The 17,222-nt window shown below is 57.5% G+C and carries 11 protein-coding genes; 4 read left to right on the top strand and 7 right to left on the bottom strand.

The genetic code is table 11. The annotated features are described in order from the left end of the window. Nucleotides 1–39 precede the first annotated feature (39 nt). Nucleotides 40–1,182 carry a helix-turn-helix domain-containing protein gene (locus B2R17_RS27790; RefSeq protein WP_008654601.1) on the bottom strand — a complete coding sequence of 381 codons (1,143 nt, stop codon included), beginning with the start codon at nt 1,180–1,182 and terminating at the stop codon, nt 40–42. A gap of 634 nt (nt 1,183–1,816) precedes the next feature. On the opposite strand from B2R17_RS27790, the gene B2R17_RS27785 reads away from it, so the two are divergent. Then, nucleotides 1,817–5,341, top strand: a complete 3,525-nt coding sequence (locus B2R17_RS27785; protein ID WP_286766566.1) for a circumsporozoite protein- membrane associated protein — start codon at nt 1,817–1,819, stop codon at nt 5,339–5,341. A gap of 158 nt (nt 5,342–5,499) precedes the next feature. Further along, nucleotides 5,500–7,041: a YifB family Mg chelatase-like AAA ATPase gene (locus tag B2R17_RS27780; protein WP_286766559.1), complete on the top strand. Its 1,542-nt coding sequence runs from the start codon at nt 5,500–5,502 to the stop codon at nt 7,039–7,041. 309 nt (nt 7,042–7,350) lie between these two features. Here B2R17_RS27780 and B2R17_RS27775 read toward each other — a convergent pair whose 3' ends face one another. The 5 genes from B2R17_RS27775 to B2R17_RS27755 all read right to left on the bottom strand — a co-directional run bounded on the left by B2R17_RS27775 (nt 7,351) and on the right by B2R17_RS27755 (nt 13,975). Continuing rightward, nucleotides 7,351–7,617, bottom strand: coding sequence for a hypothetical protein (locus B2R17_RS27775; RefSeq protein WP_286766558.1), 267 nt, complete (start codon nt 7,615–7,617; stop codon nt 7,351–7,353). A 184-nt stretch (nt 7,618–7,801) separates the two neighbouring features. Continuing rightward, nucleotides 7,802–11,200, bottom strand: coding sequence for a hypothetical protein (locus B2R17_RS27770; protein ID WP_286766557.1), 3,399 nt, complete (start codon nt 11,198–11,200; stop codon nt 7,802–7,804). After that, entirely contained in the window at nt 11,194–11,718 is a 525-nt protein-coding gene (locus tag B2R17_RS27765; RefSeq protein ID WP_339886584.1) for an HAD-IIIA family hydrolase, read from the bottom strand. The genes B2R17_RS27770 and B2R17_RS27765 overlap by 7 nt, the downstream gene beginning before the upstream one ends. Before the next feature lie 19 nt (nt 11,719–11,737). Next, nucleotides 11,738–12,904, bottom strand: a complete 1,167-nt coding sequence (locus B2R17_RS27760; protein ID WP_286766555.1) for a KpsF/GutQ family sugar-phosphate isomerase — start codon at nt 12,902–12,904, stop codon at nt 11,738–11,740. A 147-nt stretch (nt 12,905–13,051) separates the two neighbouring features. Then, nucleotides 13,052–13,975: an RDD family protein gene (locus B2R17_RS27755; RefSeq protein ID WP_008654616.1), complete on the bottom strand. Its 924-nt coding sequence runs from the start codon at nt 13,973–13,975 to the stop codon at nt 13,052–13,054. 65 nt (nt 13,976–14,040) lie between these two features. Here B2R17_RS27755 and B2R17_RS27750 point away from each other — a divergent pair, with 65 nt between their 5' ends. Both B2R17_RS27750 and B2R17_RS27745 read left to right on the top strand, forming a co-directional pair. Then, complete coding sequence (locus tag B2R17_RS27750; protein ID WP_286766554.1) at nt 14,041–15,618, top strand: Nramp family divalent metal transporter; 1,578 nt, start codon at nt 14,041–14,043, stop codon at nt 15,616–15,618. Next, a complete protein-coding gene (locus tag B2R17_RS27745; protein WP_286766553.1) occupies nt 15,615–15,746 on the top strand; it encodes a hypothetical protein in 132 nt (43 codons plus the stop codon). Before B2R17_RS27750 ends, B2R17_RS27745 begins: the two co-directional genes overlap by 4 nt. A 128-nt stretch (nt 15,747–15,874) precedes the next feature. Here B2R17_RS27745 and glmM read toward each other — a convergent pair whose 3' ends face one another. Then, nucleotides 15,875–17,218: a phosphoglucosamine mutase gene (gene glmM / locus B2R17_RS27740; RefSeq protein WP_339886576.1), complete on the bottom strand. Its 1,344-nt coding sequence runs from the start codon at nt 17,216–17,218 to the stop codon at nt 15,875–15,877. Nucleotides 17,219–17,222: the final 4 nt, after the last annotated feature.

Raw genomic sequence — 17,222 nt, 5'->3', positions numbered from 1 at the left:
CGACGGACTTGGAAGTCCATCGTACGGGTTCGGTTCATCCTAGCGGCGAGCCATTCTGCGTGCGATCGCTTCGCGGGACAGAGGCATGATCTTGGCAGCTCCGCCGGTGTTGTAGAGCAAATCGTCGCGGCTGGGTTTGGATTCCGCGTCGTCGTACTGAACCAAGAACGCACCGACTTGGACGCCCGCTTCGTGATAGACAGGTGGCCAGAATTCTTCGCCGCGGATCGCCAGCGTCTTGGCCAGCAAGCGAGTGGCTCGGCCTGAGAAACCGCTGAGCACCATGTCCAGGCGACCGAGGGCTTCGTGGAACAGGTAGAACACCAACGCGGTGTCTTTGCCTTGTCCGCCAGCGTACTCCCAAGTGCCGTCGTCTTTTTCGTAGTAGAAGCCGGGTTCCGGTGCGTCCATGTTCTTGCTCAGACGCATGCCAGCCGAAGCGGCACCCGGTTTTGGGTCGCTGTCACGATACCGAAGGAAGAACGGGCAACTGCGAGCCGATACGTCGTCAACGTCGTCTTCGGTTACAAACGGAGTGCATCCAAACGCGTCGGAGAACAACAGCTCGACGGCTGGGTTGCTCTTCACACTGCCGATGCAAACCATTCCGCGGTCGCCTTGGGCTTCGGTGAATCCTTCGAAGACTTCCGTCGCACGAGCTCGAGCGTCTTCCAACGTGACTTGGCCGGGGCTCCATACCAACGATTGCTGAATGCGATCGGGCATCGGCACCGATGTCGTTGCGTTTGACTCAGGGCCTTCGCCGATGTGTTTGGCCACACCGCCCAGGGTCGAGATGCCGTTGAGCAATTCGCCAACCAAGACCGAGTCGCTGGCAACGACCATGGCGTTTTCGGGTGAGTTGTTGCCTTCGCCTTGTCGAACACCAACGACGATTTCGATGTCGCTTCGGCGAGCCAACTGCTCCCAGAAATTTTCTGCGTTGACTGCGAACAAGGCACCGGGCAATTGATCCGCCGTCGCGTGCCCTTGATCGATCAGGTAATCGCACAAACGCGACAGGGCATCTAACGGGATGTACTTGGCTTCGTTTTTGAGCAGCGAAGCAACCTGGTGTCGATCCAATCCGGTGTGTTCGACGATCGCTTTGATCGTACCGGGGCGTTTGCGCCGATCAGGGGTGTGCCCAAGCAGTTCTGCGAGCCGAAAAGCGTATCTCATGGCCGATTTGGAATAGGTGGAAAAGGTTGAGGTTGAAATCCGTGCCGCGTCAGACTGAAAACGGTGTCAATCTCACGAATCGCCGTCTGTATCTTGCCCCAACGCGGCAGAATCGGAAAGTCGACTGAAAGCAGCCGGCAGCAAATCTAAAGATCTTCGGTCAGGAATCCGCCCGTCGATCCACGTCTCTGATAAGTCCCCCAATATGTTCACAGCGAGCGTTCACCGATAACAACTCTCCAGCGAATCTGTCGTTTGTACCCAAACTGATGCCCGCGAAATCGTTGTAAACGAACGAAGCCACCCCGTTTGGAGCGATTCAAGTCACCCAACCAAGGCCGGTGACCCGAACTTTCTTCGTGCGAATAACATACAGCGCCCGAAAGAACAAATGTTTCGTCAGATCCAGAAGATGCTTCCAAGGTGACCGGATCGCCGATCAAATAGAATAATGACGTTGTCTTCGCCGGGAACGTTATGGTCGCCATCGGCAGGTTCCGGCGTTTGATTGATTAGTTTTTGGATAGACCGCTTGTCCGTCGCTACGTCCCCCCGCAACCCCGTTTCGCAAACATCGCCGACCGGTACCGAATCTCGGTCACCTTCGGGCGCAGCGAAACCGGCCTACGACACGTTGATCCAAACCCGGATCGATGCGGCTCGGTCCGCGCTGTGGCGAGCCGAACTGACACGTCAAATGCTTCGCGGGGTCCTGGTGGCGATGGCCGCGATGCTGGCCTGGGTCGTGATGGACCAATGGATTTGGTCACCGGGAACCATCGGCCGGTTGGTCTTTGCTTCGATCGCGATCATTGCAGCGACCGTTCACATCGTCCGTTCGGTTTGGCCGGTGATGCGTTCATCGGTTCGTGCCGACTACGCCGCGCGAGCTCTTGAGCGAGACCATCCTGAATTGGGACATGCCCTTTCCAGCTACATCACGTTGACCGCTCAGGACTCCGGCGACGCGACTGCCAAAGGTCACTTGTCCAAACGAGTCGTCCAGTCAATCGGCGCGACCACCGCTGCGAAACTGCGATCGATTGATGCCTTGCCCGAAGAAGCCACCGGGTTGCTGCGATGGTGGATCGCGACGATCGCTTTGATGTCGGTTCTGATGATCTACGCGATCGCGTCTCCCAAGAACACGTTGCAATCAGCCGCGCGGTTGATGGCTCCCGCGGCCGACATTCGACCTGCTAATCGAGTCCAAATCACGGACGTTCAACCTGGCGATGCGGAGATTTTGGCTGGGCGGACAGTGGTGGTTTCCGCAAACATCCGTGGCTTGCGAGAAGAAGAATCCGTCGAGTTCCGTTGGCTAAATTCGAACGCGAAAGAATCGTCCAGCTCTTCAAGCAACGAGACGTCCAACGGCCGATCCACTGAGATGCAAATGGACGAGTCGACTAGCACCTCGTCGACCACCGCCTACGCCGCATCCATTGAAGTCTCGCATCAAGCCAGTGGAGTCCAACGTTACGAGATCGTGGCAGGCGACGCGGTCGCGGGACCGTTTGAGTGGACAATCCGCGACACACCCGTCGTCAGTGTCACCGAAGTTCAATATCAACCACCAGCGTACACCGGAGAATCATCTCGCATTCGACGCAGCGGTTCGATTCGAGGCGTCGATGGAACACGCGTGATCTTGCGAGCCCGAGTCAATCGCCCGGTGGCTCGTGCGGTGGTCGAATTCAATCCTAAGCCAATGGGCCAAGAAGTTCGCGCGACGGCGGGCGTCCGTGAGATGACGCTGAGCGACGATGGCAGATCGCTGGAGTTGCCGTTTGATCTTCGCAGTGGTGAAGTCGCGACGCGTGCGGTTGAACTGGAAAGCTATCGCATTCGCGTTTGGGACCAAGCTGAACAAACCAATTCCGACCCCATCGTTTATCCGATCGAAGTGATTCGTGATCTACCGCCAGAGATCACTATCGTGGTCCCTCGACGATCGCCCAAACCCGTTCCACTGGACGCTCAACAACTGTTTGAGATTCACGCAGCGGATGTGGACTTTGGATTGTCCGAAATCGAAATCGAGATCCGTCGCGGGATGGACTTGATCGCTCGTGCGTCGTTGTGGAAGAGCGAGTCTGGTGAGAAAGGCAACCAGATCGCTGAGTATCGCTTCCGCCCATCACGCATGATTTTGTCCAATGCCGGTCGTCGTGGTTCGCGCGCATCACGACTAATGGTCGGCGATGAAGTCGAAGTGGTGGCAGTCGCGACGGACAATCGACGCGACGCCAGCAATCCAAACATTCAACCTGGCATCACGCGAACAGAACCCGTTCGGTTGCAGATCGTTGCCGGCCGCGATCCAGAAGAACAAACACCGGAAGACCAGGACGACAACGACGGCCAAACGCCCGACGATGGTGGCTCGCCCAATGGTTCCGGCGCTGGCGAAGACGGTCAATCAGGAGGCGGCGGTGGCAGCGACGAAAGCGGACAATCCGAACGAGGTGGCCAGGGCGGTGAAGGCCAAAGTGGCTCCGGCGAATCCAATTCCGAGCAAACTGGGGAAAACGAAAACGGCAGCGGCGGCGATTCCGATGGCAATTCATCGGGCGGCGAATCACCGGAAAGTGACTCCGATCCAAACGATCCATCTGAATCAAACGGCGGTGACGGTGCCTCTGGTTCGAACAACAACGACGGGTCCGAACCAGGTGAATCTTCTGCGGGAAATCCCGGTGAAGGTTCGAGCGACCCGAACGCCATGTCAGAAGGCCAAGACAACTCAACCGGTGGTGAAGCGGGAAAGAACGAAGCGGGCCAACCCAACAATGCACAGCAGTCGGCCGATGGTTCACCCGAAGGCGGCCAAAGAAACACCAACCAGCAAAGCGGTGAAGCGGGTGAACAAGGCTCGTCGGAAACGTCCGAGTCAGGAAGCAATCAAGACGGATCGAACGGCACCTCAGGAAAGTCGGAAGGCTCCCAAGAATCCGGCGGTTCACGCCAACCACAATCCGCACCGCAAGATGACGCGGAAGCGTTCGAACGCATCAATGACTACTTGAAAGAACAGCAAGAACGCGAGGGCGGCCAACAACCATCCGGCGAGAATCAGTCCGGTGACAATCCGGCTGGAAACGACTCGAACAGCCCGAACCCTCAAAAAGGCACTTCGCAAGACGGGAATCCGCAAGAAGGTCCCCAACGCGGAACCGGCTCCGAGTCACAATCCAATGACGCAAACAACCCAGGTGCCGAACAGAACGGTTCGGAACAGTCCAGCGGCAACTCATCCAACGACAACGGCATGGACGAAGGCTCGACCGGCGAAGAGGCATCGGAAAACGGGTCGGGCGAATCCGGCTCAGAATCCGCTGACGCTCAAACAGGAGACCCGGGACAAACCCCGGGAGATTCAGAACAACAATCGGGCGAACCTGGTCAAACGCAGGATGGATCGTCCTCATCGGAAAATGGTGATGGTTCGCAAGATGGCTCGTCCGAAGCCGGCACGCAGAATTCTGACCAGCAAGACAACGCGGGCAATCAAGACGCCTCCGATAGCAATGCCTCCGAACAGGGAACCTCCAGCGATCAAGCTGGTGATCAAAGCTCATCGAATCAAGATGCTTCGTCGGACGCTTCCCCGAGAGATTCAGACCAGGGCAATTCAGAAAAAGCGGGCACCAACAAGGATGGAACTCCGTCGCAATCCAATTCCAACGGGAGCGAATCATCCAACTTCACCGGTGACTCAACGGCCAGCGGAAACTTAAATGGTTCAGGCGATGGCGAAGCCGAACTGCCCAAGGCCGATCCAGCTGACTTGGAATACACCAAACGAGCCACCGACATGGTGCTCGACTACCTCGATGAAACTCGTCAGGCCCCTGATCAAAATTTGCTTGATCGACTGAAGTGGACGCCGGAAGACTTGCAACGATTCCGAGAGCGTTGGCAAAACGTCAAACCGATCGACCAACCGGATACGGATCCCAACTTGGACCGATCCGACGTCGAAGAGGCGCTGCGTAGTTTGGGGATGCGAGCTCCCAAGGGCATGCGTTCTGAATCCAAACCAGGTGAACAAGATGGGCTGAGAGGATTGCAAGACAGCGGCAACCGACGCCAGGCTCCCGCCGCTGTCCGCGATGCCTTCGAAGCATTCCGCCGCGGTTGGGATTCCTCTCGCTAAATTCCATTCTGGACTGCGGGCCCGGCGAGCGAATGTCGCATACCTAGTTGCGGCAGCTTCGGTGCACCGTCACGATTGGTGGGTTGCCACACGCCCGCTACCTTGACCTTGGATGGAACTTTTTGGCCAAGGCCCGCGATTCGAATGAGATAGTCTGCATGCTCGCACGTCTTAAAACATTCACGTTGCTCGGTATCGAAGCCATGCCGGTTGACGTCGAAGTCGATATTTCTCCAGCCGCGATGCCCAAGACGATCTTGGTCGGTTTGCCTGAAGCGGCGGTCAAAGAATCCACCCACCGTGTCGAACGAGCGATCGTCAACAGCGGCTTCATCCGCCCCCAAGATCGCGTGGTCATCAACCTGGCTCCCGGTGACCTGCCCAAACAAGCACCCTCATTCGATTTGCCGGTTGCCTTGGGAGTGTTGGCGGGCAGCGGTCAATTGGTGCTCGATCGGCTGGAAGACTACGCCGTTGTCGGTGAACTCGCTCTTGAAGGTATCACCCGCCCGGTCAAAGGTGCACTGTCCATCGCGATCGAAGCAGCCAAGGACAAATCGCTGAAGGGTTTGGTCGTGCCATCCGAATCGGCTGCCGAAGCCGCCGTGGTCGAAGACCTCGAAGTGATCGCAGTCGACAGCCTATCCCAGTGCGTCGCGTTCTTCGCCGGTGAGATCGACGTGCCGCCGGTCCCCAGTGGTGTCGAAGAAATCTTTGAGGCCTTCAGTGAATACGAAGTCGACTTCGCCGATGTGCGAGGCCAAGAATCCGCGAAACGAGCGATGACGATCGCCGCGGCCGGTCGTCACAATTTGTTGATGATCGGACCACCAGGCAGCGGGAAAACCATGTTGGCCAAACGCATGCCAACGATCCTGCCTCCGCTTGTTCCTGGAGAATCGATCGAGACCACTCGCATCTACAGCGCCGTGGGGCAGCTTCCAGCCAAACAACCATTGTTGGCGCGGCGTCCTTTCCGCAGCCCTCACCACACGATCAGCGACGCGGGTTTGGTTGGTGGAGGCAGCCCGCCGGCACCGGGTGAAATCAGCAAGGCTCACAACGGCATCCTCTTCTTGGACGAGCTACCTGAATTCAATCGCAAGACGCTCGAGGTCATGCGTCAACCACTCGAAGATGGTGTCGTCACCATCTCAAGAGCCCTTCGAAGCACAACCTTCCCCGCAGACTTCATGCTCATAGCTGCAGCCAACCCGTGCCCTTGTGGGTACAGGTCAGATCCTCGAAGAAGCTGTAACTGCACACCGCCCCAAATTGAGCGTTACATGGGGAAGATTTCGGGTCCGCTTCTAGATCGCGTTGACATTCACATCGAGGTTCCCGCGGTACCGTTTGAAGAGTTGTCGTCACGTGACGCTTCAAGCGAGACCAGTGCGATGATGCGTGAATCCGTCATGCGTGCTCGCGACGTGCAAGCCGAACGATTCGAAGGCAGCCCGATCCGATACAACGCCCAAATGAGCAGCCGTCAAACGCGGCAGCACTGTGAACTGAGCGCGGCCAGCAAGACGTTGCTCAAAGCCGGGGTGGAATCGCTGGGCCTATCCGCCCGAGCCCACGACAAAATCTTGCGAGTTGCCAGAACGATCGCTGATCTCGCCGGAGATCCTGACATCAGCGAAGAACACCTCGCCGAAGCCATCGGCTACCGAAACCTCGACGCCGACCTCTGGGTGTAGCGGCAAGCAATCACGACATGATCCGCCACACTGTCTACAACGCAAGGACGCCAGGTCGCGAAGACGTCCAGCATTGCTCGAGCAAGTCGACCGAACCGTCGGACACGCGTTCGCCCAATATTCGCAGGCTAAACATCCGCTCATTTCCTTGCGTCCCCGCGTCTTTGCGGCCTTGCGTTGAACGAGTCAGAAATACCGGGGGACAACTCGAAGAGCCGTTTGGACGCAGGCCCAAGTTGTAGCCAACGCTAACACAGCTAATGTATTGAAAGACTGCCGCTTGACTGCTTGGCTCCCAAGTCCGAATGACTAAACCTTGGTTGCGGTCGCTTCTACGACGACGTTGTTCTTGATCCTCCAGAGCACTCCGGCTTGGCGGATGGAGGGGATCAACTGTTTTTGCAACTCTGCCGTTGGCAAGGTGCCTTCCAGAACGATGGTCGACTCGTACACCGAGACATCGACGTCGCTTGCATAAGGGCTCAATGCCTCGTGTTCTGCTAACACACTTTCGATGCGTTGCAACGTCCGACTGACCTGACACTCAGCTTGGGTTGCTTCCAACAATTGGCTCATGACTTCGTTTCCCTCGAATGGGATGGCTCGGAGAACGCGGTGAATCGACCCGTTCAAAATCGACTTTACAACTCTGCGGTTCAATTCGTGTCCGCGACGGACAAGCGATCCTCGAATCGATTGATTGCGGCGAATGACAGCCAACAACGCAATCTTCGTGCCAGTTGTGTCGTTTATCCGGCGACTATCGCTGCGTCGGTTGATTGTTGAGCGAAGATATTTCCCCCGGCAAGATCCTGTGGACTTGCATCGACAGGATCTCCATCGTTTTCAGTCGAATCGTCGCATGACCGACTTCCAGGTTCAGTCCCGGCTGGCCAAGTGCCGTTGTCTGGAGCAATCGAGCAGGACGCGTCGGAGCACCAAACACGGTGAAGAGGTCCTTTGCTGCGGCATACCCGCAACGGTCCGCCGTAACAGTGACGGCCGATTTGTCGGTGCGAGTCCGGAACAACACGCCACCAGAGGCTTCAATTTCCCAGGCTGTGGTGGTCACGCCCATGGTGCGTTGGCGGAAAGGCACACTGGGGTCGATCGCCATTCTCAGCATGTCACAATCGATGGTGGATTCGCCTTCCGACAACAAATCCATTCGGCTGGCGTCCATCCGTGTTTCGAAGTCGGGAAGAGTTTGCTGAGCAACACGAACGCCGCGCCGGAACGTCAGGGTCTTGGCCAGCAAATCACCCTGCATCGATTCCTGGAAGATCAGGTGAACGCCCATGATGGTCGGCTCCTGAGCATCGCCGGCGGCTCGAGATGCGTTCTGATCCTCGATCATCTCTGGATTCCAAGCGGAAGATCGCGAATCCGATGCGGCCGACCGCTGGTCATTTGGATTTGAACCAGCCGACATGTTCGTGGTCAACAAATTACCGCCTTTGGCGTTCCGCACCCAAGCTCGGTAAGAACCCGGCCCCGGTGCGATGATCATCCCCGACGCGCCGTTGCTGCTCGAAACAGGAGCCGCACCAGCCACGTTTTGAACCGCTGGGTTTGGCTCGACGCCCGGCACCCAAGCCAAACGAGACGTTTGCAAGTGGTGTCGAGATTCGTGGACGCCATCGCGAGCGAATTGGTCGACGGTCAATTCCACCGGTTGCGGTCCCGTTTGCACGAGTGCGATCTCGGCAATGCCGGTTTTCTTAAAGCTATCAGGTGTTCGCAAATGGATCGCATCAGTCAGCGTCCACTTCAGTTGATCGCCTCGCATTTGAATTTCATTGGTCGATTCGTTTTGCGTGATGACCGTGTCCAATACGACTCCGCCCGCCAGCATCGCGACTTTGCCATCGAAAGTCATTGAACCACCAAAGCGACAACGCGGCGGTCTGGACCAACGTGCGGTGGACTGGGATGGATTGCGTGAGGCGACCGAAAGCGACGGGAGCATATGCGACGGCAACACGAATTGCCCCGCATCATTGACCCAGACAAAGTTGTCTTCCGGACGAACTTGAATTTGAGGACCGATGAAGTAGCCGTCGCCCATCTGAAGACGTGCGGGAACGCTGGCCGTGCCGGTCACTTCCATCACGTCGCCCGCACCACCATCACGAAAACGCAGCTTCTCGCCGGTCAAAGTTGCCAACATGACCGCGGGCACTTGATTCGAGCTTCCCGACGCAGCTGCTTTCGCGACACGAGTTTTCATCGGATGTGTGACTTCCACGCCACCGGTGACACTGAGGTCAGTCGCGGTCAATTCCCCGTCGCCCATCGTCAAAGTCGCAGCTACCATATCGCCGCGAATCGTTGCGGGCTGCGATGCGATCGGGTTTGGAATGTCGCCGACCGCGGACTCACTCGCATTGGGTTGACGCACCCAGTTTCGGATCGGGTCATCACCACCATCGCCCGCTTTCGTTGCAGCCGCTTCTTTCACGTGTTGAAAGAAAAGATGCATTCGGTTCGTGCGTGCTTGCAACGTCGACGAATTGATTTGAACGTTGCCAATCGCGGCCAGACTTTCGGGCAACCATTTCTGGTTCAACGAACCATCGGAATCGTTCGAACGGCCAATGCGTTTTGGTTTGTTGTTGGGCTCGGGTCGTAAAATGCCTTCGACTCGATCGGCCAAAAAGTAGCCGCCATCGGCCAGCATTGCGTGCAACTGCCCTTCGCACCAAACGGAAAAATCAACCTGCAACTGATCGGGCGTCGCGATGCCTTGTGGTTCGATCTGCAAACCGTTCTGCCAAGCGAATGACCGCATCGCGGAATCCGCAGCGTGGTGAAAGACACGCCCGCTACCTTCGACGGTGATCGTCCCCAATTGTTTCGGTTCGGCAGGATTGAACCGGTAGCGGATCTGCGACAGAAACGCCTCCAGGTCACCACGTTGCAATCGCACATAGTCTCGGTTGGGATCATTGGCCGACGCTTTGTTTGGCTGCATCGCTCCCGCGACGTCAGCGGCCGAGACCGGGTCCGCGATCAGCCAACCTTCGACCGGATCAAACAAGATTCGTCCGGCCGTCATTCCGAAGGCCTGAGACCGGATGTCCATTTGGACGGGCGATCCGGTTGCTTCGACGCGATCGATCCAGTCCATCGCGTCATCGCGACGCAGTTTGGAATTCAACGGATCGCGAAGCGTCATGACCAACGAATCGCAACGAAAACGATCGATCCAATCTTCCCGCGGCGGCGAGATTTGATTGGTGGTAGCGGCTGCAGAGGCTGGCAAACGCATCAGCTCCACGTCTTGATTCATACTCAACTGATCCAGTGCAAAGTCGTACTGAATCATGTTGCCGCAGCGGACTTCGACGACGCCTTTGGGATCATCCTGCGATGGATTGTTCGGGTCGTCCAGCGGTAGCGATAGCTTTTGCAAATAGACCAATTCCATCCGGTCCAATGTGTCGGTCACATCGCTGGACTTTCCCGCGGAAGATGCCGAAGCGGCCAAGTGCAACGTCAGCACTCGCCCGATCATGGTGGCTCGTCCAACCTGCATGTGAATCGGATCATTCGTCCAAATCGTTCGACGATCGATGCCGACGTTGGATGTGCGTATGTGCAGAACGGAATCCGTCGTGTCCTTTGGATCAGGCGGCTCGGCGGAGATCCCTCGCACTTGATAGGCTGATGCGTCGAGTCCGGTCGCATTGGAGGTGGGTTGAGTCGATCGCTGGATCACCACGTCGCCTCGCAGTTGACCGCGTTCGATCGATGGGGCTTCACCACTCATCACATCCAACGGCGCGTCGAACTTGATCGACGCGCCCTCTGATGCGGAGATCAAAATGGGTTCTTTGGAACCGTCTTCGTTCAAGCCACGCCCGATGACGATCGTGATCGGTTTCAATGTCCATGTTTGACCGTCGACCTGCGTGCATTCTTTGCACAACAGCATCCCGTCGTCGGTCTTCAAACGAATCGTCGGTCCGCGTTGCCAATCCGTGTCCGCGAACAAGTCGTCCAGATTGGCATCGCCGGTACTGACCTTTGGTGGAGCAACGGGCGCAGCGACGATGTCGGGCGGCGTCAACCACTTTGCCACGGTGACTTGGTAGAGACCGGCCGACACCGACAAAATGCACAGGCCGACTAGATAGTCGCGCAACTGCGTCAGCATGGAGGCTCTTTCGAAAGAGTCGGCCAATTTTTCCCGGCTCGCATCAGACGTTCGATCAATTCTCGAACCGCACCCGTTCCGCCTGGCAATCGCGTGATCCAGTGAGCCGCTTCGCGCGCATCAATCGACGCGTCATCCGGGGCCGCAGCCAATCCAACTCGGCACATCACCGTGATATCGGGCACATCGTCACCGATGTAGCAAACCTCGTCCGGGGTAACCTTCATTGCCGACATCATCTCAGTCGCTGATTGCCACTTGTCGGCGGAGTTCTGCACAACGTGCTCGATACCCAATTCCTTGGCTCGACGAGTCAACGCATCGCTGTGCCGGGCCGTGATGATCCCAAAGTGCATTCCCGCGTTCATCCAGGCTTTGATGCCATACCCGTCACGAACATGAAACGTCTTCGTCTCGGCGCCGGTGGAATCGTAGTACAGTTTCCCGTCACTCAAGACGCCATCGACGTCCGTCAAAATGCATTTGATTTTGCCGGCGATGTCACGATCTGAAATCATGGGATGGCGGGAGGACAAATCAGTCTCCAGAGGTGATGGGTATGCAACGAGGCCCATCTTCACCGGATGAGTCGTCTGGGTTGGATTGAATGGAATCTTGGTTGGATGACACTGTCTGGCGAACGTCGCCGGTTGCCACCAAGTCCGTGATGTCGATCATTCCGACGGGACGATGCTTGGAATCGACGACGGGCAGTTCGCTGATCTTTCGTTGCGATAAAATGTCGACAGCTCGCGGCAAACGCTCGTCGTCGGCAATGCAAATCGGTTGCTTGGTCATGAAGAACTCGATCGGTTCATCCAAGCTGGTTTCTTGACGGTGTTGCAGCAACCGAGCGAGATCACTGTCGGTGAAAATGCCGGCCAGTCGTTCGTTCTCATCGAGCAACAGAATCGCACCGCTTCGACGACCCGCGCCGCCGATCATCATGGCTTCGCGAATCGAAATCGTTTGGGGTGCGACGCGGCATTCTGCCAGCGGACGCATCGTTTGCCGCACGTCGGTCAGCTTTCTTCCGAGTGCTCCACCGGGATGGAATCGAGCGAAGTCATTCGGCGTGAACCCGCACAAACGCGATGCCAGAACGGCAATGGCGTCTCCAACAGCCAACATCACCGACGTGGAACTGGTCGGAGCCAGACCGTCGGGACAGGCTTCGCGATGACGGCCGATTGGCACGACATGATCCGCCAAGTCGGCCAGCGGATTTTCTCGGTCGGCGGTCACGGCAATGATGCCGCACGCTTGATGTTTCAAATACTCGACCACGCGAACGACTTCTTCGCTGCGGCCGGAATTGGAGAAAGCGATGACCAAATCTTTGGATTGAACGCGTCCGAGATCGCCGTGAACGGCCTCGATCGGATGCAGAAAATGGGCCGGCGATCCGGTGCTGGCCAACGTCGCGACCAACTTTTGAGCGATCAAACCGGCTTTGCCGACCCCGGTCAAAACGATCGAACCTTCGCAGCGGCTGATCCAGGCAGCGGCTTCCGCGGCATCAGAGGATGCGATCGCGGCTGCCTTTTGAATGGCTTCGGCTTCTCGCAGCATCGTTTCGCGGACCAGACGGATTTGGTCCAGCGGCGATAGCGGGGTCAACGTCGGAACCGACGTGCCGTGATTCAGTTGAGGTTGTGGAGCCACAATCGCGTCCTTGCTCTTGTCGCGGGTCGTCGGTGCCACGAATGCGGTTTCGGTGGCATTATCAACGCGCGACGATACCGAAAATATCGCCGGCATCGCAAGGTGAACCCGCCGCCGCGTGAAACTCCGCAGTCATCCGCTTTTTCAGGTGTCCAAGCTCAGACGCCCGGCCTTAGGCACCCGACCTCACGCACCAGCCGACTGAGCGGCCATGTCGCGAACCAACGGACTGTAACCGGCCAGCGGCCCTAAATCGGCGGGCTCCGCGTTTCGTTCGGCCAAGAACGTCTTGTAGTACAACGCGATCATCAGCAAGTCCGCGTCGATATCGGGGCGAAATTCAAACCGATCGATCAGCGGCAGCGTCAGGTGCCGAGCGATTTCTCGACGTCGGGCTGGCGTCAGGTAGTGCCGACGCTCGGCATAAACGGCCAACGTTCTCGCCATGCTTCGCGAAATCGCGTAGTCGCCGGGAATGAACGTGGCCAGCGGAGCGACCCGCGGGTCATCAATCTTGGCAACCGGCAACTGCCATGTCTTTTCATCGATGATGACCATCGTGCCACTGGCGATGTCGCCGAGTCGCTGCATTCGCCGCGTGCTGATCACGCAGATCAACCCCACCATCCCGGTCGGAATCAAAAACATCGGAGGAATGTTCTCGTCGATACTGCTCAGTGCCGCGACGGGAGCCAGATCCGCGATCCGAAGCAAATTTCGCAGCACGGCACGTTTGCCATTGATCGGACACCCATCGACATCGATCACTCGAATGCCGCAGGCCCATTTCCCAACGGTCCGACCGTTGAACCAGGCTTCCAAGGCAGCCCCGTAGAACCAACTGATCAAAAAGTAACTAATGAATCCAGCTGCCACCGCGAATGCACCGAGTTCTTGCAAACCGGACAAACCGATGAACAACAGCAAGAACAAGATGATTGCGCCAATCACCGCGACTCGCACCAGCACATCGATGATGTAAGCCGGCAACCGCCGAAACGGGCCTGCCAACTGGTACTCAAACGCAATGTTCTCCGGCGTCACAACACCAATGGTGGTGTCGAGCGCTCGCTGGTTTTCAGCATCGAGTTGGTTTTCATCGCGTGGCATGGTGGTGCTACTATATCAAGCTTTCGCCACTTCATCCCACCTCTGTTGTCGATCGCGAGCACGTTTTGAAATCATCTGAATCTGGACGCCGAGATCCACCGACGCATTGGTGGCGAATCCTGACCAACATTGGGCCTGGACTGATCATCGCCGGATCAATCGTGGGCAGCGGCGAATTGATCGCAACGACCAAAACCGGTGCCGAAGCCGGATTCACACTGCTTTGGCTGATCCTGCTGGGTTGCGTGGTGAAAGTGTTCACCCAAGTCGAAATGGGGCGTTACACACTGATCAGCGGTAAGACATCACTGCAAGGTTTCAACGAACTGCCCGGCCCAAGACTCGGTCGCCACGGAAACTGGTTGGTCTGGGCTTGGGCGGTCATGTGGCTGGCCAGCATCGGGCAACAAGGCGGGATTGTCGGCAGCGTCGGCCAAGCGGTGGCACTCACGATGCCGGCCACCGCACAAGGAGTCTCCGAGAATCGTGTCGCCGACGCGGAACAACTGCTGACGTTCGAACGATATGCGGCCCGATCCGAATCCGTCTCTTCCGACGATGGCACCTCAACGGATGAACCCAACGTCCCAACTTCTGAGCGTCTCAAAGAACTCGATCAACGAGAAGCCGAGGTGGTCGCGTTGCGGATCGCTCACGAACTGGAACACGGAAAAAGCGAGCCACCGGACATCAAACTGTGGGCGACCATCATTACCATTGCAACGAGCATCCTATTGTTCGTCGGCCGGTATGGATTGATCCAAACGTTCAGCACCGTGCTGGTCGGGTCGTTCACGTTGCTCACGCTGATCAACTTGTTCTTGTTGCAGGGCGAGGTCGATTACCGAGTCACAACGGAAGAATTTTTCTCTGGGCTGAAAGGTGCCCTGCCCTCCTCGGCCAACGGCAACACAGCGCTCGCAACGGCACTGGCAACATTTGGCATCATCGGCGTGGGGGCCGGTGAGTTGGTGGCTTACCCGTATTGGTGCCTTGAAAAAGGCTATGCCAAGTTCACCGGCAAAGACGATGGAACGCCGCAGTGGCGTGAGCGGGCAGCCGGATGGATGCGGGTGATGCAGGTCGACGCCTGGGGATCGATGCTGGTCTACACCTTTGCCACCGTCGCGTTCTACTTGCTCGGTGCCGCGGTGCTGCACCGTGTCGGACTGAACCCAGAAAAATCCGATTTGGTGCGGACGCTGGCCGTGATGTATGTGCCGGTGTTTTCGAACTGGGCCGCTGGGCTGTTTTTGTTTGGTGCGATCGCGGTGTTGTACAGCACCTTCTTTGTCGCTTGTGCCGGGCACGCACGCGTGTTCTCCGATGCGCTGCGGGTGATCGGATGGATCGATGACAGCCAAGCGACGCGAGACAAGTGGGTGCGTGGTCTTGGTGCGTTTTTCCCGATCATGAGCTTGTTCTTTTACCTCGCGTTTCCTTCGCCAGCCAAACTGGTGCTGATCAGCGGAGTCACCCAAGGTGTGGTTTTGCCGATGATCGCCGGGGCCGCGATTTGGTTCCGCTACAAACGCTCTGTCGATGGACTGCGTCCCGGCAAGCTTTGGGACGCCATGCTTTGGTTATCCGGCATCGCGATGTTGATCACCGGTGTGTGGACCATCATCGCGACCGTGACATGAGTTCCAACGTCGATCTGAACGTAGCCGGATTCGCCAGAATTCGGATTGCGATGGATGCGTTGCCGGATGCCATTGCTAAGTCTGAAGTCACGGCGGAGACCGCCGTGCTACAGGTTGTTAACCCGTAGGCCATGTCTCACATGGCATCCCAGCCGATGCTTTGGAACAAAGCGAGGCGTCAATCAAACCAACCCTCGCGAGTTCGATCAGGTAACGGCCCGCCAGCATCGCCAGGTAGGACCTGGCCTACGGTGAGTTAACCCAACAACTCGGCGGCTTGGTCGCACAAAGAAGCGGCCTCGTCCGCCGTGGGTGCTTCGGCGATCATCCGGACGATCGGTTCGGTGTTGCTGCCACGAACCAACAACCAACGATCCGACCATTGCAACCGCATCCCGTCACCACGTGTCGCTTCCGCGTCGGTGAACTTGGCTTCCAATTTGTCAAAGACCGCTGGCAATCGTTCGGCTGAAACACCCGCTTTGCTTTTTTGGATGCTGAGCTGCGGCAATTCATCGGCCAACTCGCTGAGAGGTTGCCCGGTTCGTGCCAAGAGTGCCAATGTTTGGGCCATCCCAACAAAGCTGTCGCGAACATAGCCCACCGTCGGATCGATTGGCCCGCCGTTGCCTTCACCACCATAGGCCGCCTTCTTCGCGATCATCAAATCACACACGTTGGCCTCGCCCACCGCACTGCGAAATGTATCGACGCCGTGCTGCTTCGCGATCAAAGTGCTCATGGAACTGGTCGCTCCGTTGATCACGATCGGGCCCGACGTTCGACCGGTTTCCATCGCCTGCCTGACGCACAATGCCAACGTGCACTCTTCGCCGATGTAGCGTCCGGTTTCGTCGATCAACGCCAACCGATCCGCATCGGGGTCTTGGCAGAATCCAACGACGCACTCGCGACCGGTCACGTCCGCAGAAATGCCCTGCAGGTTCTCGGCAGTGGGCTCGGGCGTGTGAGCGAATTTCCCCGTCGGTTCGTGCCCCATCGCCTCGACGGTGCATCCCAACGCTTTCAGCAACCGCACGCCGAGCAATCCACCTGCGCCGTGGTTGCTGTCGATCAGCACTCGAAATTGTTTGGCTTTGATCGCATCGACGTCGACTGTTGCCAAGACTTTTTCGAGATGGGCCGCGTGAGGGTCGTCGACGGAGCTGACCTCACCAATTTTGTCGTACGTCGCCCATTGGTTCGTTCCGGCAAAGTATGCGTCGCGAATTTTGGCTCCCGATTCGGCGTCGAGGACGCGGCCATCGCCGCCGAACAATTTGATGCCGTTGTATTCCGGTGGATTGTGGCTGGCCGAGATCGCAATGGCACCGACGGCACCCAACTCGCGAACCAGCACACCAATGGTGGGAGTGGCGGCAACGTCGGCATCAATCACGTCGCGTCCCGAAGCGGTCAATGCAGAAACGATGGCACTGCGAAGCATCGGTCCCGTGGTGCGTCCGTCGCGTCCGATCACAATTTTGCCTTCGGGCATTGCTGCTGAAAACGCGGCTGCGAAACGCACGGCGACTTCGGGTGTCAGGGTTTCACCCAAGATGCCGCGAAGACCGCTGACGCTGATAATCAATTCACTCATGGGT

The organism is Rhodopirellula sp. UBA1907, assembly GCF_002337565.1.
Classification (GTDB): domain Bacteria; phylum Planctomycetota; class Planctomycetia; order Pirellulales; family Pirellulaceae; genus Rhodopirellula; species Rhodopirellula europaea.
This window is presented reverse-complemented; position numbering and strand designations above follow the sequence as displayed.

What these genes read in the sequence shown, in the direction of transcription:
- B2R17_RS27790 (WP_008654601.1), bottom strand. Translation starts at nt 1,182, where the DNA reads ATGAGATACGCTTTTCGGCTCGCAGAACTGCTTGGGCACACCCCTGAT.
- B2R17_RS27780 (WP_286766559.1), top strand. Translation starts at nt 5,500, where the DNA reads ATGCTCGCACGTCTTAAAACATTCACGTTGCTCGGTATCGAAGCCATG.
- B2R17_RS27775 (WP_286766558.1), bottom strand. Translation starts at nt 7,617, where the DNA reads ATGAGCCAATTGTTGGAAGCAACCCAAGCTGAGTGTCAGGTCAGTCGG.
- B2R17_RS27770 (WP_286766557.1), bottom strand. Translation starts at nt 11,200, where the DNA reads ATGCTGACGCAGTTGCGCGACTATCTAGTCGGCCTGTGCATTTTGTCG.
- B2R17_RS27765 (WP_339886584.1), bottom strand. Translation starts at nt 11,718, where the DNA reads ATGATTTCAGATCGTGACATCGCCGGCAAAATCAAATGCATTTTGACG.
- B2R17_RS27755 (WP_008654616.1), bottom strand. Translation starts at nt 13,975, where the DNA reads ATGCCACGCGATGAAAACCAACTCGATGCTGAAAACCAGCGAGCGCTC.
- B2R17_RS27745 (WP_286766553.1), top strand. Translation starts at nt 15,615, where the DNA reads ATGAGTTCCAACGTCGATCTGAACGTAGCCGGATTCGCCAGAATTCGG.
- glmM (WP_339886576.1), bottom strand. Translation starts at nt 17,218, where the DNA reads ATGAGTGAATTGATTATCAGCGTCAGCGGTCTTCGCGGCATCTTGGGT.